Here is a 22,798-nt window from a genome sequence, read left to right as displayed (position 1 = left end):
CCGAACGGGCGTCGCCTTACGGCCACTTGGGCGACCCGAACGCCCACTCAACCAATTCCCCATGCGGCTGACCGTGCAGGGGCACTTCCGGGCCTTCCGAGGGCTTCGCCGTGCCTTTCGCGCCGAGATGGAGTAATCACATGGCTCGTCCAGCAGGACCCGCTGCATCCGTACGTCACAGACTCCGCACGGGCGGTGTGCGCCTGCGTCGCCTGCCCGTCCTGGCCGCCACCGCCCTGGTGGTGTCCCTCGCCGCGCCGGCCGCCGCGACGGCGGCCGACTCCTCCCCGTCGACAGCGGACACCTCCTCACCGGCGTCGAGCGCCTCGCCGTCGGGTGCAGGTCACCAACAGGCCCTCCTGGCGGCCAAGCCGTACATGGGCTGGAGCAGTTGGAGCCTGGAGGCCACCAGTTTCCCCGGCTACGGCGGGGTGAACTGGCTCACCGAGGCGCACGTCAAGCAGCAGGCCGACGTCGTCGCCGAGAAGCTCAAGTCCCACGGCTACGAGTACATCAACGTCGACGCCGGCTGGGCGAACGGCTTCGACCAGTACGCCCGCCCGACCGCCAACCCCACCACGTTCCCGCACGGCATGAAGTCGCTGGGCGACTACCTCCACCACAAGGGGCTCAAGTTCGGGCTGTACCTGGCCGTGGGCCTGGACCCCGCCGCGTACGGTGACGGAAAGACCCCGATCTACCACGCGCCCGGCTGCACCACCTCGGACCTCGTCTACTCCGACCTGCGCAAGACCAACGGGTGGAACTCCGGCTACAAGATGGACTTCGCCAACCCCTGCTCGCAGAAGTACATCGACTCCCTGGCCGACCAACTGGCCGGGTACGGCGTGGACTTCCTCAAGGTCGACGGCGTGGGCCCGGGCTCCTGGCAGGGCGACGCGGACCACGACAACACCTCGGACGTGCGGGCCTGGCACACCGCGCTCCGACAGACCGGCCGCCCGATCCAGTTGACGCTGTCCTGGTCGCTCAGCCACACGAAGGCCGAGACCTGGAAGGCCAACTCCAACGGCTGGCGGATCGACACGGACGTCGAGTGCTACTGCAGCACGCTGGTGACCTGGAACAACTCCGTCAAGGGCCGCTGGAACGACGTCGTGCAGTGGATCGACGACGCGGGGCCCGGCCACTGGAACAACCTCGACTCGCTGAACGTCGGAGTCGGCGCCATGGACGGCCTCACCGAGGCCGAGCGGCAGAGCTACATGACCCTGTGGGCCATCGAGTCGGCGCCGCTGTACTCGGGTGACGACCTCACCAAGCTCGACTCCTACGGGCTGAAGCTGCTCACCAACGACGAGGTGATCGCCGTCGACCAGGCCGGCCGTCCGGCGCGGCCGGTCAGCCAGACCACCGACCAGCAGACCTGGTATGCCCGTAATCCCGACGGGAGTTACACCGTCGCGTTGTTCAACCTGGGTTCCGGCGCCGCCGACGTCACCGCCGACTTCGCCGATCTGGGCATCGACGGCACGGCCGCGGTCCGCGACCTGTGGCAGCACAAGAACCTCGGCCGGGTCTCGGGTCACCTCACGCAGAACCTGCCGCCGCACGGCTCGCGGCTCTTCACCTTCACCCCGACCCGGCACGGCGACCAGCCCGGCACCCCGCTCGGCGTGCACGGCACCGCCGCCACCGCGACGAGCGTCTCGCTGGCCTGGGACAAGGTGAACACCGGTGCCTCACCCGTCACCCGGTACACCGTCTACGCCGACGGCCGGCCGGCGACCACCACCACCGGCACCACGGCCACGGTCAACGGACTGAGCGCCGCCGACGCGCACACCTTCACCGTCGTCGCCCGTGATGCCAAGGGGCACAACTCGGCTCCGAGCAAGGCCCTTTCGGTCACCACACCCGCGTCCACCGGTCCCACCGCCTACGAGGCCGAGGCCCCCGGCAACCCCCTGACCGGCAACGCCACCGTCGCCGGCTGCGACGGCTGCTCCGGTGGGCAGAAGATCGGCAACCTCGGCGGCGGCGAGGTGGCCATCACCCACGTCAGCGCCCCGAAGGACGGCACGTACCTGCTGAAGCTCGACTACGTGGACGGCGACTCGAGTCGCGTCATCGACCTCACCGTCGGCGGCACCACCCTCCATGTCCCGGTGCCGGGCACCAACGACAACAGCTGGGGTGCCCCGCAGTCGCTCACCGTCCCCGTACCGCTGAAGGCCGGAGACAACACGCTCAGCTTCGGCAACGCCACCGACTACGCACCCGACATCGACAAGATCACCGTCTGATCCACCAGCTCCTATCGCTCATACCGCTCGTATCGCACGCTCGTACCGCACGAAGGAGGGTGCTGTGGTGGTCACATCACAGGGCAACCACGCAACGCCGGTGAAACCGCGGTCCGGTGAACCGGGCGCGGTGGCCACCACGGCCGCCTCGCCGGTCAAGAAGAAGACCACACCGAGAAAGGGACGGCGGCCCAGCGCGACCAGGTCGGCGGCGGCACGCCGCCGGGACCTGCCGGTCGCCCTGCTGCTCATCCTCCCCACCGTGATCGGCTTCGCGACCTTCTACGCCTATCCGACCCTGCGCGGCATCTACCTCAGCTTCACCGACTTCCACGTCCTGAGCCCGCCGCAGTGGGTGGGACTGGCCAACTTCCGGCAGCTGTTCGGGGACGACGTCTTCTGGCACTCACTGCTCGTCACCGCCTACTTCGTCCTGCTGTCCGTCGTCTTCGGCACCCTGATCTCCCTGGTGACGGCGGTGGTGCTGGACCGGGTGACCCGCTCGTCGGCACTGCGCGGCGTGATCCTGCTGCCGTTCCTGATCTCCAACGTCATCGCGGCCCTGGTGTGGCAGTGGATGCTCGATCCGACCCTCGGCATCGTCAACATCGCCCTCAAGCACGTGACCGGCCACTCCATCCTGTTCTTCGGCAGCGGGGGATGGGCGATCCCCTCGCTCGCCGCGATCAGCGTCTGGAAGTGGATGGGCTACTACGCCCTGCTGATCTTCGCCGGCCTGCAGACCATCCCGCCGACCATCTACGAGGCCGGCCGCGTCGACGGCGCGAGCGAGATACAGATGTTCCGCCGGCTCACCGTGCCCCTGCTGCGGCCGATCCTCGTCATGGTGGTCGTCCTGACGGTGATCAACTCCTTCCAGGTGTTCGACATCGTGCAGGTCACCACCGAGGGCGGCCCGGCCAACGCCTCGAACGTGCTGCAGATGTACATCTACCGCAAGGCCTTCCGGCAGTTCGACTTCGGTTACGCCGCCACCATGTCGCTGGCCCTGTTCGCCCTGCTCATCGCGGTCACCTTCACCCAACTGCGGCTCGCCCGCGCCAACGAATCCGACCTGAACTGAAGGAGACCGCCATGGCTGTCACCATCGCACCCGGCCGGGCGACCCTTCCCGAGCGCTCGCCCCGCACCAGCACCCGCCGGTTCTCACCCGGCAGGGCCGTGGCCTGGATCTACCTCGGCGTCATCGTCCTCGTCACGCTCTTCCCGTTCTACTGGATCCTGCGCACCGCGCTGTCGAACAACTACAAGCTGGCGACCGATCCGTCATCGCCGCTGCCGGTGGGGTTCACCTGGGGCGCCTTCGAGCGGGTCCTGGGTCTCGCCTCCACCGCGGAGGCCCAGGCCCAGGGCGGCTCCGGCGCCAACCTCGACATCGCGCTCTATCTGCGCAACTCGGTGATCTACGCATCGGTGCAGACGGCGCTGGTCGTGCTGATCTCCGCGGCCGCCGCCTACGCGTTCTCCCGGTTGCACTGGCGTGGCCGCGACCTGGTGTTCAACATCCTGATCAGCGCCCTCATGGTGCCCACCGTGTTCACGCTGTTGCCCAACTTCGTCCTCGTGAAGGACCTCGGACTCACCGACACCTTCGCCGGACTCATCCTGCCCGGCGGCCTTTTCCAGGCTTTCACGCTGTTCTTCCTGCGGCAGTTCATGCTCAGCCTGAGCAGCGAGGTCGAGGAGGCCGCCATCATCGACGGCGCCGGCCCGCTGCGGATCTTCTTCCGGATCATCCTGCCGATGTCGTCCGCGCCGATCGCCACCGTGTCGCTGCTGATGTTCGTCAACGCCTGGAACGACTACTTCTGGCCGCTGCTGATCGCCAACGACCAGAACGTCCAACCGCTCACCCTCGCACTCGGCGTCTTCAAGCAGTCCTCGCCCCAGGCCGCCCCGGACTGGGCGGGCCTGATGGCGGCCGCCCTCATCGCGGCGCTGCCGATGCTGCTGCTCTTCGTCGCCTTCGGCAAACGCATCGTCAACTCCATCGGCTTCTCCGGCCTCAAGTGACCAGTGAAAGATGAAAGAAGGAACCATGAGAGTTCGCAAGGCTGTGGCCCTGGGAGCCTCGCTCACCCTGGCGGCCCTCCTCTCCGCCTGCTCCTCCAACTCCGACAGCGGCTCCGGCTCCGGAACCCTGAACTGGTGGACCTGGGACGACAAGCAGGCGGCCGCCTACAAGGTCTGTGCCAAGGACTTCGAGAAGGCCAACCCGGGCGTCACGGTGAAGATCACCCAGTACAACGTCGTGGACTACTTCACCAAGCTCACCGCCGGCTTCGTGGCCAACAAGGCCCCCGACGCGTTCCAGAACAGCGTCCAGTTCTTCCCGCAGTACGCCGACCAGCACCAGCTGCTCCCGCTGGACGACTACATCAAGAAGGACAGCTTCGACCTGTCGCGCTTCTCCGTCGGCGTCGACTCCTGGAAGTACACCGACGGCAAGCAGTACGGCCTGCCCCTGGACTGGGCGGCCACCGGCCTCTACTACAACAGCGACATGCTCACCAAGGCCGGATACAGCGCCAAGGACGTCCAGAACCTGAACTGGAACCCCGACAACGGCGGCACGATCGGCAAGATGATCGCCCATCTGACCCTCGACACCAAGGGCCGACGCGGTGACCAGCCGGGCTTCGACAAGGCGCACATCAAGACCTACGGCTTCGGCCAGCTCGCCGCCAAGGACTTCCTGGGCCAGTCCACCTGGAGCTCCTTCGTCTCCACGACGGGCTGGCGGCTCGGCAACAAGGCCAACTGGCCGACCGAGCTGAACTACAACGACCCGCGCCTGGTGAAGACCATGGACTGGATCCGCACCCTGGTCGCGAAGGGGTACGCACCCAAGATCGGTACGTTCACCAACACCGTCTCCGACGTCGACCTGCTCTCCTCGGGCAAGGTCGCGATGGAGACCGGCGGATCGTGGTCGGCGTCCACCTTCGCCAAGATCCCCAACGTCAAGGTCGGCATCGGTCCCACGGTCCTCGGCCCCGACGGCAAGACCCGTGCCGTCTTCAGCAACTCCAACGGGAACACCATCTGGGCCGGCACGAAGAACCCGGACCTGGCCTGGAAGTGGGTCTCCTACATGGGCTCCGAGGCCTGCCAGACGAAGGCGTCGGCGACCGGCACCTTCTTCCCGTCCATCCCCGCCTCGATGGACGCCTCCGCCAAGGCGCTCAAGGCGCAGGGCGTCGACCTCACGGTCTTCACCGACATGCTCAAGAACAAGGAGCTCTACCCCTCGCCGGACTTCAACAACGGCGCGGAGCTGCAGGACGCGATCGAGCCGCTGATCGAGGCATACTTCGGTGGGCAGAAGGACGACGGCGTCTTCGCCGACATGCAGGCCAAGACGAAGGACATCCTGACCAAGAAGTGACCGCCGCCTCTTCGGCGCACCGCGACCGGGACGCGGCCCGTACGGCGCGTCCTGCCGCCCTCCCTGAAAAGAGACCGTATGCCCACCACCCCCGCGCGAATCGTCAGCCTGCGCGCGGCCGGCACCTGCTTCGCCGTGGAACTCACCGAACCGGTGCCCCGAGTCCTGCACTGGGGACCCGACCTGGGCGAGCTGACCACCGAGGACCTGACGGCGCTGAGCCTGACCGCCGAACCCGCGATCCTCAACAACGCCCTGGACCTCCCGCGCCGCTTCACCGTCTGGCCCACCGAGGCGGACGGCTGGTCGGGCACCCCGGCCCACCACGGCCACCTGTCCGGCACCGCCGGCGCTCCCCGTCCGACCCTGACCGGAGCCACCCACCGCGCCGACCCCGAGGGCGGCGGCGAGCTCGAACTGCGGCTCAACGAGGCGGCCTCCGGACTGGACATCACGCTCACCTACGCCCTGGACACCCACGGGATCCTCACCGCCGACGCCGTCCTCTCCCGCGCCGAAGGCGCCGACAGCGCCGACGGCACCGATCCGGCGCCGTACGACCTGTCCGGCGCGCTGACCCTGCTGCCCCTGCCGCGCCGGGCCACCGAGATCCTTGATTTCACCGGAAAGTGGAGCCGGGAGCGCTCCCCGCAGCGGCGCCCGCTGCACCAGGGGTCCCATGTCCGTGACGTGCGACGCGGCAAACCCGGCGTCGACTCTCCCTACCTCCTGACGGTGGGAGTGCCCGGCTTCGGATTCCGCACCGGCGAAGTGTGGGCCGTGCACGTGGCCTGGAGCGGCGACCAGCGCTACCTGGTCGAGCAACTCCCCGAAGGAGCAGGCGTACACGCCTCGGCGCTCGGCGGCGGCGAACTCCTGCGGGCGGGCGAGATCCGCCTGGCGCCCGGCGACTCCTACCGCACCCCGCGCTGCCACTTCGCGTGGTCGGCGGACGGTCTGGACGGCATCGCGGACCGCTTCCACCGGCACCTGCGGGCACGCCCCCAGCATCCGCGTGGCCCCCGGCCGCTGGTCCTCAACAGCTGGGAGGGGGTCTACTTCGACCACGACCTCGGCCGGCTCAAGGCCCTGGCCGAGCGTGCCGCCGCGGTCGGGGTCGAGCGCTTCGTGCTCGACGACGGCTGGTTCAGCGGCCGCCGCGCCGACACCGCGGGGCTCGGCGACTGGCTCGCCGACCCGACCGTCTGGCCCGAGGGACTCAACCCGCTCGCCGACCATGTCCGGGCACTGGGCATGGACTTCGGACTCTGGGTCGAGCCGGAGATGGTGAACCTCGACTCCCACCTGGCCCGCACCCACCCCGACTGGATCCTGGGTCCCGCCGCCGGCCTCGGCCCGTCCGCACGCCATCAGCACGTCCTGGACCTGTCCCGCCCCGAGGTCTTCGACTACCTCCTGAAGTCACTGGACGCACTCGTCGGCAGCTACGGCATCGCCTACCTGAAGTGGGACCACAACCGGGAACTCCACGAAGCCGTGCACGCTCCCGGCGACCGGCCCGCGGCCCACGCCCAGGTCGAGGCGCTGTACCGGCTGCTGGACGCGGTCAAGCAGCAGCACCCGGCCCTGGAGATCGAGAGCTGCGCCAGTGGCGGCGGCCGGGTCGACCTGGGCATTCTCGCCCGCACCGACCGGGTGTGGCCCTCGGACTGCAACGACCCCGTCGAACGCCAGGCGATCCAGAACTGGACCGGCCAACTCCTCCCGCCCGAACTGGTCGGCTCCCACGTGGGCGCCGCCCGCAGCCACACGACGGACCGCGTCACCTCCGACACGTTCCGCCTGATCACCGCGTTGTTCGGGCACGCGGGCATCGAGCAGGACCTGAACGAGTGCTCGGCGGAGGAGCTGACCAGGCTGACCGCCTGGGGCGCCCTCTACCGCGAACTGCGCCCCCTCCTCCACACCGGTCGCACGGTCCGCGCCGACCTGGAGGACGAGTCCCGCGTACTGCACGGAGTGGTGGCCCAGGACGGATCGAGGGCGCTCTACTCCTGGGCGCGGGTGGCCACTTCCCCCGAAGGCCAGTCCGGCCGCACTCCCTTTCCCGGCCTGGACCCCGACGCCCGCTACCGACTCCGCGTCCGCACCGAGCTCGGCCTGCCCTCGTTCCACCAGGTGGCACCACCTCAGTGGCTGACGGCAGCCCTGGACGACCGGCTCACCCTGCCCGGCGCCGTCCTGACCACCGCCGGCCTGCCGATGCCCACTCTCAACCCCGCGCAGGCACTCCTCCTCGAGGTCCGCCGCCAGGACTGACGTCGCCCTGTCGCAGCGGGAGTTCGGGCTCTCCGCGAGCACGACGGACGCGGGAGGCCGAGGGCCCCTTCGGCGGTCGCGAACTGCGGGTGCGGCCGGCAGAAGGGGCCCGCGGTCCTGCGTCCAGGGGGAGTGGTGGGTGCCGCGGACCGGTCACACCGTCAGGCGCGCTGCTCCCGGATCAGTGCTGCCGCGCGTTCCGCGATGGCGAGGACGGTGGCCTGGGTGTTGGCCGTGGGGACCGCCGGGATCACGGAGGCGTCCGCCGCGCGCAGACCGATGACCCCGTGGACCCGCAACTCCGTGTCGACCACCGCGAGTTCGTCCGTGCCCAGGCGGCAGGTGCCGACGTAGTGGAAGTACGTCGCCACGCCGTCCCGCAGATGGTCGCCGAGGGACGCGTCGGGGACGTCCTGACCCGGCAGGACCTCTTCCCCCTGCCAGACCGCCATCGCGGGCGCCCGGCCGATGCTCCGGACGATGCGCAGGCCCGCTTCGAGCGTGTCCCGGTCGCGCGGGTCGCGGAGATAGCCCGGGTCGATCAGCGCCGGGCTGCTCGGATCGGCACTGCTCAGGCGCAGCGTGCCACGGCTGTGGGGCGTCATCAGGCCGACCCCGATGGAGTAGCCCTGTTCGGGGAGCGGGAGCGTCGGCGCGTTGAGCGGCACGCTGATGAGGAAGACCTGGAGATCCGGCACGGCCACTGCGGGGTGACTGCGTACGAGGCCGATCAGTTCGCTGTGGTTGATGCTGTCGGGCGGCGGCTCGGCGGTGGCGTAGGTGACGCCGGCGGTGGCGTGGTCGTGCAGGTTCTCCCCGACGCCGGGAAGGTCCGCCACGGGATCGATGCCGAGTTCGGAGAGGTGGGACGCCGGTCCGATGCCCGACCGCAGCAGCACCTGCGGTGTGCCCACGGCACCCGCGCACAGCACGACCTCCCGTTCGCACGACACCCTGACGAGCTCCGAGCCGATGGAGTACTCGACGCCGACGCAACGGTCACCGCGCACGAGCACCCGGTGGACGAGCGCCCCCGTCACCACCCGCAGGTTCGGCCGCCGCCGCGCAGGGGTGAGATAGGCGTCGGCCGCACTCAGACGACGTCCCTCCACGATGGCGAGGTCGGGAAAACCGAACCCCTCCTCCAGCCCGCCGCTGACGTCGTCCGCCCGCGCGTATCCGGCCTGTTGGGCCGCTTCGAGTACGGAGACGGCGAGCGGGCTCGGCGAGGCCGCGGGGGAGACCGCCAACGGGCCGGACGTGCCGCGGAGCGCGGCGTCCCGGTGAGGTGCGGACTCCGTGCGACGGAAGTAGGGCAGCAGCTCGTCGAAGCCCCACCCCTTGGCACCGGCCGCCGACCAGGCGTCGTACCCCGAGCGGTGGCCCCGAAGGTGCAGCATCGCGTTGATCGCCGACGACCCTCCGACGGCCCGGCCGTGGGGCCAGGGCAGCGACACACCGAGCGCCTGCTGCACCACGGTCGCGTCGGGCCAACTCGTCTCGCCGGCGAGCAACACGGGCCATGCGGCGGGAATCGCCGACTCGGGCGGCGGTTCCGCCCCCGCTTCCAGGAGGAGGACCCGTGCGCCTTCCTCCTCCGACAGCCTTGCCGCGAGCACGCACCCCGCGCTGCCGGCCCCCACGATCACGTAGTCGAACTTCGTTGCGGTAAACCGCATTTGAACTCCACGGAAGCAAAGAGGATGTACCGCCCGGCCTCAGTCGGCACCAGGTGAATGAACCTTCAGTCATGAGGCTTGGGCTGTCAACTCGGTGCCCATCCCGCCGGGCGACGACGAGAGGCGGACCGCGATGGCCCGCTGCTCCAGGACGCCGCGGACGGTGCACACCTGCCGTCGCGCAGCACTGCCCCGGCCTTTGACCGGTGGCCGGTTGTTGAGATTCGTTGCTTGAGCACGCTAATGTGTGGGGATGACCGTCGAAGGTCCCCTGGGCGCTCAGGAAGAGCACTTCTGGCGCGCCCTGATGCGCGTCATCGTCGCGCTGCCGCGCTCGCTGGACGACGATCTGCTGCGCTCCACGGGGCTGTCACTCACCGAGTACCTCGTGCTCATGAACCTATCCGAGGCCGAGAGGCAGGAACTGCGCATGACCGATCTCGCCTCGGCGACCGCGCTGTCCGCGAGTCGTATCACCCGTGTCGTGGATGCGCTGCAGCGTCGCGGTCAGGTCGTCAAACGGCGCTACGAGGGTGACGCCCGGGGGAATGTCACGACTCTCACCCCGGAAGGGCTGAAGCGACTTCAGGCGGCCTATCCGGTCCACCTGGCGAGCGCCCGGAAGCGGGTCATGGACCATCTCGACGGCCGGTCGCTGTCGGCCATGGCGAGGCAGTTCGAATCGGTGGGCGAGCACCTCGACTGAGTTCCGTCGCCGCAATCCTGTATGCGGGAGGTCCCGGACACACCCGTCGTGTCCGGGACCTCCCGCGCGTGGGTGTCTCGACGTGACCGGGCGCGATCGGTGCGTTCACCTGGTGCCCGTGATCGCACGACGGAGGGGGGTCGGCCCTTCGGCCCCGTCGACCGAAGGGGTGAGCTTCCGTGCCGGGGACTTCCTGTGCCGCCCCGTCTACAGGGGCTCGCGTCCTGTCCGGTCGGCCTTCGCCCCGGGCGCTCCCACCCGCAGTCCGTCCATGACCAGGTCGAAGAGGCGGGCGGCGCGCGCTTCCCAGTCGCCCTGCGGATCGATCGTGAAGAGGCCGACGATGGCGAGGAAGAAGTCGTCCGCGGTGACGCCGGGGCGGATGGTGCCGGCCTTCTCGGCGGCGCGGAGCAGGAGTTCGGACGCGGCGGTCACCGGGGTGTACTCGGGCTTCGCCGCCGTACCCGTGACCTGACGGATCGCGTCGGCCAGACCGGCCTTGGCCATGGCGAACCGGGCGAGTCGGTCCATCCACTCGCGCAGGGCCCGGTCGGGTTCCCGGGTCTCGAGCAGGTGGGCCGCGCAGTCGGCGACCTGCTGCATCTCGTGGCGGTAGATCTCCAGGACGAGCGCCTCGCGGTTGGGGAAGTTGCGGTAGAACGTGCCCTGGCCGACGCCCGCCTTCTTGGCGATCGCGCTCAGCGGGGCGTCGGCGCAGCGGGTCAGTTCGGCCAGTGCCACTTCCAGGATGCGTTCGCGGTTGCGCTGCGCGTCGGAGCGCAACGGTGCGTCCTTCTTCTCCGGCACTCGTGCCCTCCTCACGGGCTCGCGGAGGGGCCCGGCCTTGCGAAGCGGACAACTGTCCGGTACGTTCCCTGGTAGCGGACAGTTGTCCGGTTGGATCCATCATAGCCCTGGCCGAGCTGATCCAGCCACGTACTGAGCTGCCTCTTTGTCTCCCGGTGCATCCGATTTTCCATTACGCCTGAGTGCCGGACCGTCTTCTGGGCGTGTTCCGGACCTGCGAAAGAAGGCTGATCATGGCTTTGGCCGGTCCGTCGACGCACAGCGCCATCACCCTGAACATCAACGGCGAGAAACACTCCCTGTCCGTCGACCATCGGACCACCCTCCTCGACGCCCTGCGTGAGCGGCTTGCTCTCACCGGTACCAAGAAGGGCTGCGACCAGGGACAGTGCGGGGCCTGCACGGTCCTGGTCGACGGCCGGCGGGCCGTGGCCTGTCTGCAACTGGCGGTGGCCGCCGAGGGGCGGGAGATCACCACCGTCGAAGGGCTGGCCGACGGCGAACGGCTGCACCCCGTGCAGCAGGCCTTCCTCGACCTCGACGGCTACCAGTGCGGTTACTGCACACCTGGCCAGATCTGTTCGGCCGTCGCGGTGATCGAGGAGCACGCGGCCGGCTGGCCGAGCGCCGTCACCGGCGACGTACGGCCCGAGGCGGGACCGCCGCCGCTGACCGCCGAGGAGATCCGCGAGCGGATGAGCGGCAACCTGTGCCGCTGCGGTGCGTATGTGTCGATCGTCCAGGCGGTCGCCCGGGCGGCAGCGGCCGAGACGGAGACCACGGAGGCGGCGGCGTGAGGGAGTTCGGCTACCAGCGTGCGCTCGACGTCTCCGGCGCGGTCGCGCTGCTCGGAGCCGATCCGGACGCGAGGTTCCTCGGCGGCGGCACCAACCTCGTCGATCTCATGAAGACCGGTGTCGAGCGGCCCGCCCGGCTCGTCGACATACGTGAACTCCCGCTGGACCGCGTCGAGTCGACACCCGACGGCGGCCTGCGGATCGGCGCCACCGTCACCAACAGCGACCTCGCCGCCCACCCCGAAGTGCGGCGCCGCTACCCGGCGTTGACGCAGGCGGTGCTGGCCGGCGCCTCCGGGCAGCTGCGCAACATGGCCACGGTCGGCGGGAACCTGCTCCAGCGCACCCGCTGCGGCTACTTCGCCGACGTGACCCAGCCGTGCAACAAGCGCACCCCCGGCAGCGGTTGCCCCGCCGTCGCGGGCGAGCACCACAACGCCGCGATCCTCGGCGCCTCCGACCACTGCGTGGCCGTACACCCGTCGGACATGGGCGTGGCGCTCACCGCCTTCGACGCCGTCGTGTCCTACGAAACGGCCGACACCCACGGCGAACTGCCGCTCGCCGAGTTCTATCCGCCGGTAGGCGACACCCCGCACCGGGAGACCGCCCTGCCGCCCGGCGCGCTGATCACCGGCGTCACCCTGCCGCCCGCGCCGGTCGCCGCCACCTCGCGCTACCGGAAGGTGCGGGAGCGGGCCTCGTACGCGTTCGCGATCGGGTCGGTCGCCGCCGCGCTCGACGTCGAGGCGGGAATGGTACGCGAGGTGCGGCTGGCGCTGGGCGCGGTCGCGTCGAGGCCCTGGCGGGCCCTGGAGGCCGAGCGGGTGCTCAAGGGCGCGCCGGCCGATGCCCGCACCTTCGCCGCCGCCGCGGACGCCGAACTCGCCGCGGCCCGGCCCCTGCCGCACAACGGATACAAGGTGACCCTGATGCGCAACCTCGTGGTGGCCGTGCTGACCGAACTCGCCGAGGAGGCAGCCCGATGACCACCGTCACCCCCCTGAAGGGCTCCGTCGGCACGGCGCACACCCGCGTGGAGGGACGCGACAAGGTCACCGGCGCCGCCCGTTACGCGGCAGAGATCCCCTTCGCCGAACTCGCCCATGGCTGGCTGGTGTTGTCCACGGTCGCCCGCGGTCGCATCCGCGCCGTGGAGACCGACGCCGTCCTGGCCATGCCCGGCGTCCTCACCGTCCTGCACCACGGGAACGCCCCGCACCTCGACACCGACTACGACGGGCTCATGGGGAACAAGCCCGACCCGTCCATCGCGCTCTTCCAGCACGACCGGGTGCCGCACGCGGGCTGGCCCGTGGCGCTGGTCGTCGCCGAGACCTCCGAGCAGGCCAGGGAGGCCGCGGAGGCGCTCGTGGTGCACTACGACCGGGAGCCGCACGACATAGCGTTCGCCGACGGACGCCCGGACGCGTACACCGCGGCGTACGTGCCCAACGCCGCGGCCGTGACCGCGAAGGGCGACCTTGAGGCCGAACTCGCCCGCTCCGCCGTCGTCGTGGACGCCGAATACACCACGCCCGAGGAACACCACAACCCGATGGAGCCCCACGCGGCGACCGCCCACTGGGACGGCGGCCGCCTCGAGGTCGTCGACTCCAACCAGGGCGCCATCTGGGTGAAGGGCGAACTCGCCAACCTGTTCTCGCTCGACCCGGCCTCCGTGCGCGTACGCTCCGAACACATCGGCGGCGGCTTCGGGTCCAAGGGCGTCCGCGCCCACCAGGTGGCCGCCGTCATGGCCGCGACCCTCCTGCGCCGCCCCGTCCGCGTCGTGCTGACCCGCCGTCAGATGTTCTCCCTGGTCGGCTACCGCAGCCCCACGGCACAGCGCGTCAGGCTCGGCGCCGACCCCGACGGACGGCTGCGCGCGCTGGAGCACCGGTCGCTGAACCTCTCCTCGACGGTGCACGAGTTCCTGGAACCCAGCGCCATGCCCGCCCGGGTGCTGTACGACGCCCCGGCCCACCACACGGCCCACCGGATCGTACGGCTCGACGTGCCGACCCCGACCTGGATGCGCGCGCCGGGCGAGGCACCGGGGTCGTTCGCGCTGGAGTCGGCGCTCGACGAACTGGCCGAGAAGTGCGGGGTCGACCCGATCGAGCTGCGCGCCCGCAACGAGCCCGAGAGGGGGCCCGTCTCCGGGCTGCCCTTCGCCGGCCGCGGTCTGACCGCCTGCTTCCGGGAGGGCGCCCGGCGGTTCGGCTGGGCGGACCGCGATCCGCGTCCCGGTCTGCGCCGCGACGGCCGCTGGCTGCTCGGCACCGGAACGGCGGCGGCGAGCTTCCACGCCGGAGCCGTTCCGTCCACGGCGGCCGTGACCGCCGAGGCCGACGGCGGCTTCACCGTCCGTATCTCCGCGGCGGACATCGGCACCGGCGCACGTACGGCCCTCACCCTGATCGCCGCCGACGCGCTGGAGGTGACACCGGACCGCGTCCAGGTCCTGATCGGGGACAGCGACTTCGGTCCGGCGATGATCGCGGGCGGCTCGATGGGCACCAGCTCCTGGTCCTGGGCGGTCACCGCGGCCGCCGACGAACTGCGCGAGCGACTCGCCCTGGGCGGCGGCATCCCTCCGGAGGGCATCACCGTCCGCTCGAACACGGCGGAGGCCATCGCAGCACTCCCGCAGAAGGAACGGCACTCCTACGGTGCCCACTTCGCCGAAGCCGCCGTCGACGTCATGACCGGCGAGGTACGGGTCCGCCGGATGCTCGGCATTTTCGCGCCGGGCCGGATCATCAACCCGCTGACCGCCCGCAACCAGTTCGTCGGCGGCATGATCTGGGGCATCTCCATGGCCCTGCACGAGGAGGCGGTCCGGGACCGGGCTTCGGGCGCCCACATCGGAGCCGACCTCGCGGGCTACCACTTCGCGGCCAACGCCGACGTCCCACTCATCGAGGCGGACTGGCTGCCCGAGGACCCGGACGACGACGACCCCCTCGTCGTCAAAGGCATCGGCGAGATCGGCATCGTGGGCGCCGCGGCGGCGGTCGGCAACGCGGTCTGGCACGCGACCGGCGTACGCCATCGCAGCCTGCCCATCCGCCCCGACCGCGTCCTGCTGGCGGGCCGGGATGCTTGACCTCGCCGCGGAGCTGAGCAGGTGGGCCGAGGAGGGCCGCGACTTCGCCGTCGCCACGGTGGTGTCCGTCGGCGGCAGCGCGCCGCGCCCTCCCGGCGCCGCCCTCGCGGTCGACAGCGCGGGCACGGCGATCGGCTCGGTCTCCGGCGGCTGTGTGGAAGGGGCGGTGTACGACCTGTGCGTGCAGGTTCTCGATGACGGCGAGCCGGTCCTGGAGACGTTCGGCTACAGCGACGAGGACGCTTTCGCGGTGGGTCTGACGTGCGGGGGAGTGATCCAGATCCTGGTCACTCCGGTGACGCGGGACGCACCGGACAGAGAACGGTACGAGGCGGCGCTGGCGTCCGCGGCCCGGGGGGAGCCGACGGCACTGGCCAGGGTGATCCGTGGACCCGCTGAGCTTCTCGGCACAGCTGTGCACGCACCCGCCCAGGGGCGTGAGGCCGTGACCCCCGTGGATCGCATCACCGCCGAGGCCCTGGCCATGCTGACCGCCGGAGGCACCCGCACCCTCGAAATCTCGGAGGACGGCACCCACTGCCCCGGCGGCCTCACTCTGTTCATCGAGACCCGTGTCCCACCACCCCGCATGATCGTCTTCGGTGCGATCGACTTCGCCGCCGCACTCGTGCGCGCCGGAAAACTCCTCGGCTATCACGTGACCGTGTGCGACGCCCGCCCCGTCTTCGCCACCCGGGCCCGTTTCCCCGATGCGGACGAGGTCGTGGTCGACTGGCCGGACCGCTACCTCCGGAGTACGGAGACCGACGCGCGCACGGTCCTGTGCGTGCTGACCCACGACGCCAAGTTCGACGTACCCCTGCTGGAGGCGGCCCTACGGTTGCCGGTCGCCTACGTCGGCGCGATGGGCTCCCGCCGCACGCACGCCGACCGGGAGCGCAGGCTTCGTGAAGTCGGTCTGGAAGACGCGGAGTTGGCCAGGCTCCGGTCGCCCATCGGCCTCGACCTCGGCGCCCGTACGCCCGAGGAGACGGCGCTGTCCATCGCGGCGGAGATCGTCGCGATCCGGCGGGGCGGGACGGGCGCACCGCTGACCGGCTCGGAGACGCCGATTCACCGGGGTACGGCGGAGTGGGCTGGGCTGACCGCCGCGATCACGGCGGAGGAGGCGACGGCGCCGGAGAGCGCGAAGGCGGCGGTGTAGCCGGAATCGGCGACCCGCACGGCCCGTTCGGCCGCGGCGCCAGCGACGACCGCGGCGGCGAACCGTGCGCCGAGCACGCCACCGACGGTGCGCAGAACGGGCGTTGACCAGGGGCGACGCTTGCGTGCGGCCTGCCAGTGGCCTCCGGGTCCAGGGGGTGTCACGTCGGCATGGAGGCCGAGCAGGCCCGTGCGTGCACAGCGCACCGGATGAGCGGCCTCCACGGCATGCATGAGGGGCGCCCGCGGTCAGACACCGGTGCTGCGGGCGCGCCTCAGGAAACGGCAGTCGCGATCGTCAGGCCTTGAGAGCCTTCAGCGCGAGACGTAGGAGCTCGGGTACCGCGTCGGGCGGCACGACGCGGATGGCCACGTAGGTAAGCACGAGGACCACGATCACCGTCAGGGCGAACCTGGCGATCTTGGCGACCTCGTCCTCCTTGGCCTTGTCCATGGCGCGCCAGATGACCAGCGCCACGACGAGGAGGGCCAGGAGTATCAGAGCGATCATGGTGACGGGCGTCCTTCTTCCACGAAGCCGGCGGGAGAACCGTGCGGTCCTCACCGTGTGAGAGAAGGAGCATCCACCCGTCTCGCGGGCGATCTGCCGTGCCGTCACATTCCTCGAAGACACCAGCCGCGACCTGTTGTTCTGCACTATTTTGAGACGTCGTTGGACGTAGTTGGACGCGGGGGTGGAGCATGGCGCGTGCCGGACGGCTGAAGAAGCCGGTACTGACCGGAGAGGCCCATCGGGCACTGAACGACGCCCTGCATCAACTGCACGCCTACGCGAAGTATCCGACGCTGACGTCGATGGAAGAGGCTCTGCAGGGCAACGGCGTGCGCCTTGCCTCGCGGGCCACCATTCACAACGCCTTCTCCAGCACGCGGCTGCCACGGGTCGACCTCGTCGACGCCCTCGCCGTCGACCTGTCGGCACGGATCCGCAACGTCGAGCCGGAGACGATCGACAAGGTCAGCATCATGTTCGACAACCTCTGGTTCCTGGCGGACATCGAGGACCGCGAGCAGGGCGACCAGCGGAAGGACATGACCGCGGACGCCAGCACGGACGAGACTCCCGACAGGGAAGTACCCGCGCGCGTCCCGGAGCTACTCCCTGCCCCTGCCCGTGAAGCCCTTCCGGTCCCGAATGCCTGGGGGGAACCAAACGTTGGCCTGAGAGTGCGGCTGCGTCTCGCCGAAGACGGCGCGTACCGATCCGCCCTGCTTGACCCCGCTTGGCGGCACAGGCTCGTGGCCAGCATGACGGACAGGTTGGCGACGGCGGTCGTCAACAGCAACCTCTTCTTCCGGTAGCCGGGCCACCGTTGCTCATCCGACCAGTACCAGGCCAGTTGGTCCAGGAGTCAGGTGGTGGCGGGTGTGTCAATTTCACGTGTGTCCTCGAGTCGGCAACCAGCTGTCGATGACGGCTGCCAGCTCCTCGCGATCGGTGAAGACGTGTCCGTTCATACCCATGGCCTGCGCGGCGCGTACGTTCTCCTCGCGATCGTCGACGAAGAGGAAGTCGGTCGGGGCGGCCCGCATGGCGACGACGCAGTGCTGGAAGGCGGCCGGGGCCGGCTTCGCCGCCTTGATCTTCCCGGAGAAGGCGACGTGGTCCAGATGGTGCAGCCAGGGCTGCGCGGCAAGGAAGGCGTCCGCGTGGTCCGAGGGGATGTTGGACAGCAGGGCGACCTCGGCGACGTCGCGGAGCGACTGGGCGTAGGTGACCATCCGGTCGTCGACGCGTGACCAGCTGTCGATGTCCGTGAGGCGCAGTTCCTCGATGGTGTCCGCGTCGACCGACAGGGACAGCTGTCGCAGTACGGCGGTCCAGTATGCGGGCGCGGACTGCCGACCGGCGTCGTAGGGCGGCCGGCAGGCCCAGTATGCCGTGGTGAAGGCGTCGGTGGGTGTGTGACAGCGGGCGGCCATCTTTCCCAGGGCGCCCGGGCGTTGGTGGCGGGCGATGACCCCGAAGAGGTCGAACAGCACGATGCTGCGGCCGGTGGGCATGGTGAGGCTTCCTCCGGGTTCTGGCGGCCGGGGCGGGAGGAGAAGCCTGTGCGGCACGGAGTGAGCCGTGCCGCACAGGCGGTCAGTGGCTGCTCTGTGCGGTCTCGCGCGGGCGGTCGGATCCGGTGCGCAGGATCCCGGCGGCCACGGCGGTGATCGCACACAGCAGGATCAGCAGGACGAAGGCGTGGTTCAGGGCGACGAGGTGGGTCAGCCAGCCGATGGCGGCGGGGCCGGCGAGCATGCCGACGTAGCCGAGCCCGGCGACACGCGAGACATTGGCCCCCGCGGCGGAGGGGTCGGCGTGCCCGGCCGCGCTGAACAACTGCGGGACGCAGCCGGACAGCCCCAGACCGAACAGCGCCCACCCCGCGAACGCGGCCCCTGTCCACGGGGAGACGGTCACGATCGTGATCCCGACGGCGGCCGTCGCCGCGCCGTAGCGCAGGATCGCCATGGACCCGAACCGGGCGACGAGGCGGTCGGCGAGCAGCCGGCCGATGGTCATGGTCGCCGCGAAGGTGCCGTACGCGAAGGCGGCGATGCTCGTGGGTGCGCCGAGGACGTCCTTCAGGTGCAGCGCGCTCCAGTCGTTGGCGGCTCCCTCGCACAGCATGACCATGAGAGCCAGGGCGGCGAGGATCCAGATGCGCCTGCTGGTGCCGTGGCGCTCGGCGGCCGACGGTTGCCCGGTCTCCCCCGCAGGGCCGGTGTCGGCAGTGGTGGGTGCGGCCGGCAGCAGGGCGCGCGCCGATATCAGGGCGATCGCGATACCCAGGGCTCCCATGGCGGCCATGCCCGCGGCCGGGCTCAGGCCGGCACTCGCCGTGGCCGCTCCGACGAGGGCCGCGAGGACGCCGCCGACCGAGAACGTGGCGTGGAAGGCCGACATGACGGGCCGGCCGTACGCCTTCTCCACGTGCACGGCGTGGGCGTTCATGCTCACGTCCAGGCAGCCGTTGCAGAATCCGAAGACCAGCAGGGCACCTGCCAGCGTCCATGGCTCCCGGGGAAGGCCGGGCAGTACCAGGGCCGCGCTGCACAGCACGCCGGTGGCGGGGACGACGAGGCGCGCCCCGAGGGAGTCGGTCAGACGCCCGGCCACCTGCATACCGATGAAGGCTCCCAGCCCCAGCAGCACCAGCAGTCCACCGAGCGTCGCGTGACTGATGCCCACGCGTTCCTCGACGGCGGGGATGTTCACCACCCAGGTGCCCATCAGAGTGCCGCACAGGCTGAAGTAGACAAAGGTCGCTATTCGGGCGGCTCGGAGCGAACTATTCATGACAGTGACCGTAACGAACACCTTGGGCGGTTGAATACTGTCTCTTCGCACACATTGAATGTTCGTTTCGTGGGGTGTTCAATCGCGGTATGAGCAACGCAGACCGGCACGGGATGATCGCGCAGGCCGTCCGGGAGACGGGAAGGACCACGGTCCAGGAACTCGCCGAACTGACCGGCGCCTCCGAGATGACCATCCGGCGCGACCTCGACGCGCTGGCCGCGCAGGGCGTCCTGGAGCGGGTCCGCGGCGGGGCGCGCACCCTGCTGCTCAGGGGCGAGGAACCGCCCTTCGCGCTGCGTGCCCACGAGGCCGTCGACGCCAAGCGCCGCATCGCCGCCGAGGTGTCCTCGCTCATCGCCGACGGCGAGACCGTCCTCCTCGACAGCGGCACCACCTGTCTGGAGATCGCCCACCTGCTGCGCCGGCGGCCGGTCACGGTGATGCCCCTGTCCTTGCAGGCCATCCACGTACTCGGCGAGGGCCCGGGCCCGGCCACACTGATGGTGCCCGGCGGGCAGCCTCGGGCAGCCGAGGGAGCCCTCACCGGTCCCCTCACCCTCGCGTCCCTGGCGGCACTGCGCTTCGACACCGCCGTCATGGGCTGCTGCGGTCTCAGTGCGGCCCAGGGCCTGACCGCCTACGACCTCGACGACGCGGCTGTGAAGAAGGCCGGCATCGCCTCCACGCGCCGCGTCATCGTCGCCGCCGACGGCAGCAAGCTCGGTCACACCGCCTACGCCTACGTCGGTCCCTCCACACTCCTGCACACCCTCGTCACCGACACCGCGGCACCCGTCGACGAGGTCACCGCACTCGAAGGCACTGGCACCGTCGTCAAGGCCGTCTGACCGGACCGTCGGCCATCGGTCGTGAGATGTGGGGTGAGCGTGGTCACGGTCGGGGACCCGCCGCGTGCGGAGGGCTTCAGCCTGCGGGCCGCCGCCGAGACCATCGCGGGCCGGCTCCACCTGCGCGAAGTCGGCACACGAGACCTGCTCGCCCAGCTCTTCGGAGTCAACGGCAGCACCCTCACCAGGGCCGTGTGCCGAGTCCGGCCGCTCCCGGCCGAGCACGGCCACACCGTTCCACCCTCGACAGCAAGGTTCCGCACACCCGCCGACGTCACCGCGTTCCTCGCGCACAGCAGTCCCACGGAGATCACATCAGCATGTTGATTCTCTGTGAGCCCTCAGGTCCCACCCCCGCCGCCGCGCCCGTTCAGGGTGATGTCGTCGGCGTAGTAGCCGCCCTGTGCGTACCAGCCGTGCACGTAGATCGTCGCGCTGGTCTGGGAGGCGCCTGTGGTGAAGGAGACGGCCAGTCGGCTGTATCCGGTCGGGGATGTGGTCCAGGTGGAGGCGCCGCCGTTCACGCCCAGGTAGACGTAGGAGCCGCGGACCCAGCCGCTGAGTGAGTAGGTGGTGTTCGGCCGTACCGCGACGGTCTGGTCGCACTGCCCGGTGTCGCTCGAACTCACCTTCCCCTGGAGGGCCTTGGAGCCCCCGTGGACGGGGGAGGAGACGATCGAGCCCGGGTCGCCGGCGCAGTTCCACGGCGGGAGACCGCCCGACTCGAAGCCTGGGTTGGTCAGGACGTCGGCGGCTCCGACCGCGCTCGGGGCCGCCGACGTCGGGGCGGCCGTTGCCGGGGCGGCCGACGCGCTCGCCGAGGGGGCGGTCGGGGTGGCCTCGCTGGGGCTGGGGATCAGGAGAGAGCAGCCGAAGCCGACGACGGCCGCCGCGGCGACCGCGATCGCCACGGCCGCGCGGCGCTGCCCCGGTCCCAGGCGCGGGCGGTCCACGGGACGCGGCGGGCGGGTGTGGCCGGCGTGTGCGGGGAGTTCCCGCGTCCTGCCGCTGGGGACAGGCGGGAGTTCCTCTGTCTCGCCGTCGGTCGGGGTGAGGGGGACGGGTGCGGCCACGGTTGGGTGGCCGCGGTAGTCCTTGTCCTGGCGTATGTCGTCGAGCAGTTGCGCCAGCGCGTCGGTGTTGCGCGGGCGCAGCACGCGAATCGGCTCCAGCGCGGTGCGGTCGTCCGGTGCGTCGGACGCGGGCGGTGTGGGCACGGTGCTCTTCCTTCCGTCCCGTGGCGGAGACCGGGGCTGTCCCTGTGGAATTCATACGCAGGGACAGCCCCGGAGGTTCAGCCGGCGCCGCACCCGGGGAAGCCATGCTCGACGCCCGCGAGGTCAGGAACGGCCTTACGTCGAACGGGCGTTGAGGCGGTGGACCGTCGAGCTGGGCATGCCCATGATCGGGCCGATCCGTGCAGGGCCGGGCTTGCGTTCGCGTCGTGGCTCGCAGCTGCAGTTCTCGACATCTGCAGGGGTTCGGTGCGGTGTCGTGCCCCACTGGATCTATTCGGCCCAGGCACGCTCCAGCTGGGTGCGGAAGGTGGCGGGCTTTCGCCCGATCAGCTCGGCCAGCGTCGAGTCGACGGCGGCGAACTCGCCATTGCGCGCCGCGGCGAAGATGCTCAGCATCAGGTCGGCGATCGGGGCCGGGGCGCCGTGCGCCAGGACCTGCTCGCGGAAGACGTCGTCGGGAACGACGGTGCGGGTGAAGGGCCTTCCGGTGGTCTCGGACGCGATCTCGGCGACGGTGTCGAAGTCGAGCGCTGCCGGGCCGGTGAGCGGCGGGGTGGGCCCCTCGAAGCGGGCCTCCTCGGCGAGGATCACCGCGGTGGCCTCGGCGAGGTCGTCGTGGCCGGTCCAGGCGACGGGGCCGTCGGCGGGCAGGGCGATGTCGCCGGTGTGGCGGGTGGACTCCAGGAAGTGCAGGGCGCTGGAGGCGTAGAAGCCGTTGCGCAGCGCGGTCCAGGGCAGGCCGGTGGCGCGCAGCAGGTCCTCGGTCTGGGCGTGGTCGCGGCATGCCTGGAAGCGGGCGTCGTCGGCGGCGCCCATCTGGCTGGTGTAGAGAATGCGGCCTGCGCCGGCCTGGACGGCCGCGTCGATGGCCGCGCGGTGGCCGCTGACGCACTCCTGGCCCGTGCGGTCGAGGGAGACGAGGAGCAGTTGCTCGGCGCCCTCGAAGGAGTGCACGAGCGAGGCGGGGTCGTCGAAGCTGCCCTGCCGGACGCGGACGCCGCGGCCGGCGAGGTCCTGGGCCTTGCGGGGGTCGCGGACGCTGACGCCGACGCGGTGGGCGGGTACGCGCTCCAGGAGGTGCTCGACGGTGCGGCGGCCGAGCTTTCCGGTGGCTCCGGTGACGATGATCATTGGCTTCTCCCGACAATGCTTCCGATGGAATCATTTCAACGGTAACA

18 protein-coding genes and 3 pseudogenes are annotated in these 22,798 nt (G+C 70.5%); 13 read left to right on the top strand and 8 right to left on the bottom strand.

Annotated elements, in window-relative coordinates:
* Positions 1–140: 140 nt before the first annotated feature.
* The 5 genes from ACZ5K7_RS12070 (at position 141) to ACZ5K7_RS12050 (ending at position 7,956) form a co-directional block, all read left to right on the top strand.
* Positions 141–2,267, top strand: a complete 2,127-nt coding sequence (locus tag ACZ5K7_RS12070; protein WP_468912810.1) for a fibronectin type III domain-containing protein — start codon at positions 141–143, stop codon at positions 2,265–2,267.
* Between the two features lie 64 nt (positions 2,268–2,331).
* On the top strand, positions 2,332–3,351 hold the full coding sequence (locus tag ACZ5K7_RS12065; protein WP_351703268.1) for a carbohydrate ABC transporter permease: 1,020 nt from the start codon (positions 2,332–2,334) through the stop codon (positions 3,349–3,351).
* An 11-nt stretch (positions 3,352–3,362) separates the two neighbouring features.
* The gene (locus ACZ5K7_RS12060; RefSeq protein WP_468912807.1) at positions 3,363–4,301 is read left to right on the top strand and encodes a carbohydrate ABC transporter permease; all 939 of its coding nucleotides are present in this window, start codon (positions 3,363–3,365) and stop codon (positions 4,299–4,301) included.
* A gap of 25 nt (positions 4,302–4,326) precedes the next feature.
* On the top strand, positions 4,327–5,676 hold the full coding sequence (locus tag ACZ5K7_RS12055; protein WP_351703274.1) for an ABC transporter substrate-binding protein: 1,350 nt from the start codon (positions 4,327–4,329) through the stop codon (positions 5,674–5,676).
* Positions 5,677–5,754: 78 nt separating this feature from the next.
* Positions 5,755–7,956, top strand: coding sequence for an alpha-galactosidase (locus ACZ5K7_RS12050; RefSeq protein ID WP_468912804.1), 2,202 nt, complete (start codon positions 5,755–5,757; stop codon positions 7,954–7,956).
* A 161-nt stretch (positions 7,957–8,117) separates the two neighbouring features.
* On the opposite strand, the gene ACZ5K7_RS12045 is transcribed toward ACZ5K7_RS12050, so the two are convergent.
* On the bottom strand, positions 8,118–9,635 hold the full coding sequence (locus ACZ5K7_RS12045) for a GMC family oxidoreductase (protein WP_468912802.1): 1,518 nt from the start codon (positions 9,633–9,635) through the stop codon (positions 8,118–8,120).
* Positions 9,636–9,888: 253 nt separating this feature from the next.
* Between ACZ5K7_RS12045 and ACZ5K7_RS12040 the strand changes: the two genes are divergently transcribed.
* Positions 9,889–10,341 (top strand): MarR family winged helix-turn-helix transcriptional regulator, encoded by a 453-nt coding sequence (locus ACZ5K7_RS12040; protein ID WP_351703283.1) that lies wholly within the window; start codon positions 9,889–9,891, stop codon positions 10,339–10,341.
* A gap of 207 nt (positions 10,342–10,548) precedes the next feature.
* Here ACZ5K7_RS12040 and ACZ5K7_RS12035 read toward each other — a convergent pair whose 3' ends face one another.
* The gene (locus ACZ5K7_RS12035; protein WP_351703286.1) at positions 10,549–11,148 is read right to left on the bottom strand and encodes a TetR/AcrR family transcriptional regulator; all 600 of its coding nucleotides are present in this window, start codon (positions 11,146–11,148) and stop codon (positions 10,549–10,551) included.
* A 233-nt stretch (positions 11,149–11,381) separates the two neighbouring features.
* On the opposite strand from ACZ5K7_RS12035, the gene ACZ5K7_RS12030 reads away from it, so the two are divergent.
* Genes ACZ5K7_RS12030 through ACZ5K7_RS12015 form a run of 4 tightly spaced genes read left to right on the top strand, consistent with a single transcriptional unit; the run spans position 11,382 to position 16,222 of the window.
* On the top strand, positions 11,382–11,945 hold the full coding sequence (locus ACZ5K7_RS12030; protein ID WP_468912799.1) for a (2Fe-2S)-binding protein: 564 nt from the start codon (positions 11,382–11,384) through the stop codon (positions 11,943–11,945).
* Positions 11,942–12,934 carry an FAD binding domain-containing protein gene (locus tag ACZ5K7_RS12025; RefSeq protein WP_468912797.1) on the top strand — a complete coding sequence of 331 codons (993 nt, stop codon included), beginning with the start codon at positions 11,942–11,944 and terminating at the stop codon, positions 12,932–12,934. The genes ACZ5K7_RS12030 and ACZ5K7_RS12025 overlap by 4 nt, the downstream gene beginning before the upstream one ends.
* A complete protein-coding gene (locus tag ACZ5K7_RS12020; RefSeq protein WP_468912795.1) occupies positions 12,931–15,057 on the top strand; it encodes a xanthine dehydrogenase family protein molybdopterin-binding subunit in 2,127 nt (708 codons plus the stop codon). Before ACZ5K7_RS12025 ends, ACZ5K7_RS12020 begins: the two co-directional genes overlap by 4 nt.
* Positions 15,050–16,222: an XdhC family protein gene (locus tag ACZ5K7_RS12015; RefSeq protein WP_468912793.1), complete on the top strand. Its 1,173-nt coding sequence runs from the start codon at positions 15,050–15,052 to the stop codon at positions 16,220–16,222. The genes ACZ5K7_RS12020 and ACZ5K7_RS12015 overlap by 8 nt, the downstream gene beginning before the upstream one ends.
* Before the next feature lie 297 nt (positions 16,223–16,519).
* On the opposite strand, the gene ACZ5K7_RS12010 is transcribed toward ACZ5K7_RS12015, so the two are convergent.
* A complete protein-coding gene (locus ACZ5K7_RS12010; RefSeq protein WP_351703301.1) occupies positions 16,520–16,732 on the bottom strand; it encodes a hypothetical protein in 213 nt (70 codons plus the stop codon).
* Between the two features lie 191 nt (positions 16,733–16,923).
* Between ACZ5K7_RS12010 and ACZ5K7_RS12005 the strand changes: the two genes are divergently transcribed.
* On the top strand, positions 16,924–17,544 hold the full coding sequence (locus ACZ5K7_RS12005) for a hypothetical protein (RefSeq protein ID WP_468912790.1): 621 nt from the start codon (positions 16,924–16,926) through the stop codon (positions 17,542–17,544).
* A gap of 75 nt (positions 17,545–17,619) precedes the next feature.
* Here ACZ5K7_RS12005 and ACZ5K7_RS12000 read toward each other — a convergent pair whose 3' ends face one another.
* Both ACZ5K7_RS12000 and ACZ5K7_RS11995 read right to left on the bottom strand, forming a co-directional pair.
* A complete protein-coding gene (locus tag ACZ5K7_RS12000; RefSeq protein ID WP_468912788.1) occupies positions 17,620–18,246 on the bottom strand; it encodes an HAD-IA family hydrolase in 627 nt (208 codons plus the stop codon).
* 82 nt (positions 18,247–18,328) lie between these two features.
* The gene (locus tag ACZ5K7_RS11995) at positions 18,329–19,531 is read right to left on the bottom strand and encodes an MFS transporter (protein ID WP_468912786.1); all 1,203 of its coding nucleotides are present in this window, start codon (positions 19,529–19,531) and stop codon (positions 18,329–18,331) included.
* Between the two features lie 89 nt (positions 19,532–19,620).
* Between ACZ5K7_RS11995 and ACZ5K7_RS11990 the strand changes: the two genes are divergently transcribed.
* Both ACZ5K7_RS11990 and ACZ5K7_RS11985 read left to right on the top strand, forming a co-directional pair.
* Positions 19,621–20,382: a DeoR/GlpR family DNA-binding transcription regulator gene (locus ACZ5K7_RS11990; RefSeq protein ID WP_351703313.1), complete on the top strand. Its 762-nt coding sequence runs from the start codon at positions 19,621–19,623 to the stop codon at positions 20,380–20,382.
* 81 nt (positions 20,383–20,463) lie between these two features.
* Positions 20,464–20,709: pseudogene (locus ACZ5K7_RS11985) on the top strand (ISAzo13 family transposase); the annotation flags it as partial.
* Between the two features lie 20 nt (positions 20,710–20,729).
* On the opposite strand, the pseudogene ACZ5K7_RS11980 reads toward ACZ5K7_RS11985, so the two are convergent.
* From ACZ5K7_RS11980 to ACZ5K7_RS11970, 3 genes and pseudogenes are all read right to left on the bottom strand, one after another.
* A pseudogene (locus tag ACZ5K7_RS11980) lies at positions 20,730–21,242 on the bottom strand (carbohydrate binding domain-containing protein); the annotation flags it as partial.
* A 510-nt stretch (positions 21,243–21,752) separates the two neighbouring features.
* Positions 21,753–21,878, bottom strand: a pseudogene (locus tag ACZ5K7_RS11975) (IS481 family transposase); the annotation flags it as partial.
* Positions 21,879–21,890: 12 nt separating this feature from the next.
* Positions 21,891–22,751 carry an SDR family oxidoreductase gene (locus ACZ5K7_RS11970; RefSeq protein ID WP_468912783.1) on the bottom strand — a complete coding sequence of 287 codons (861 nt, stop codon included), beginning with the start codon at positions 22,749–22,751 and terminating at the stop codon, positions 21,891–21,893.
* Between the last annotated feature and the right edge of the window lie 47 nt (positions 22,752–22,798).

The organism is Streptomyces sp. NPDC031497 (genome assembly GCF_055580905.1).
Note: the sequence above shows the minus strand (reverse complement) of the source record. Positions and strands in the feature narration are given on the sequence as shown.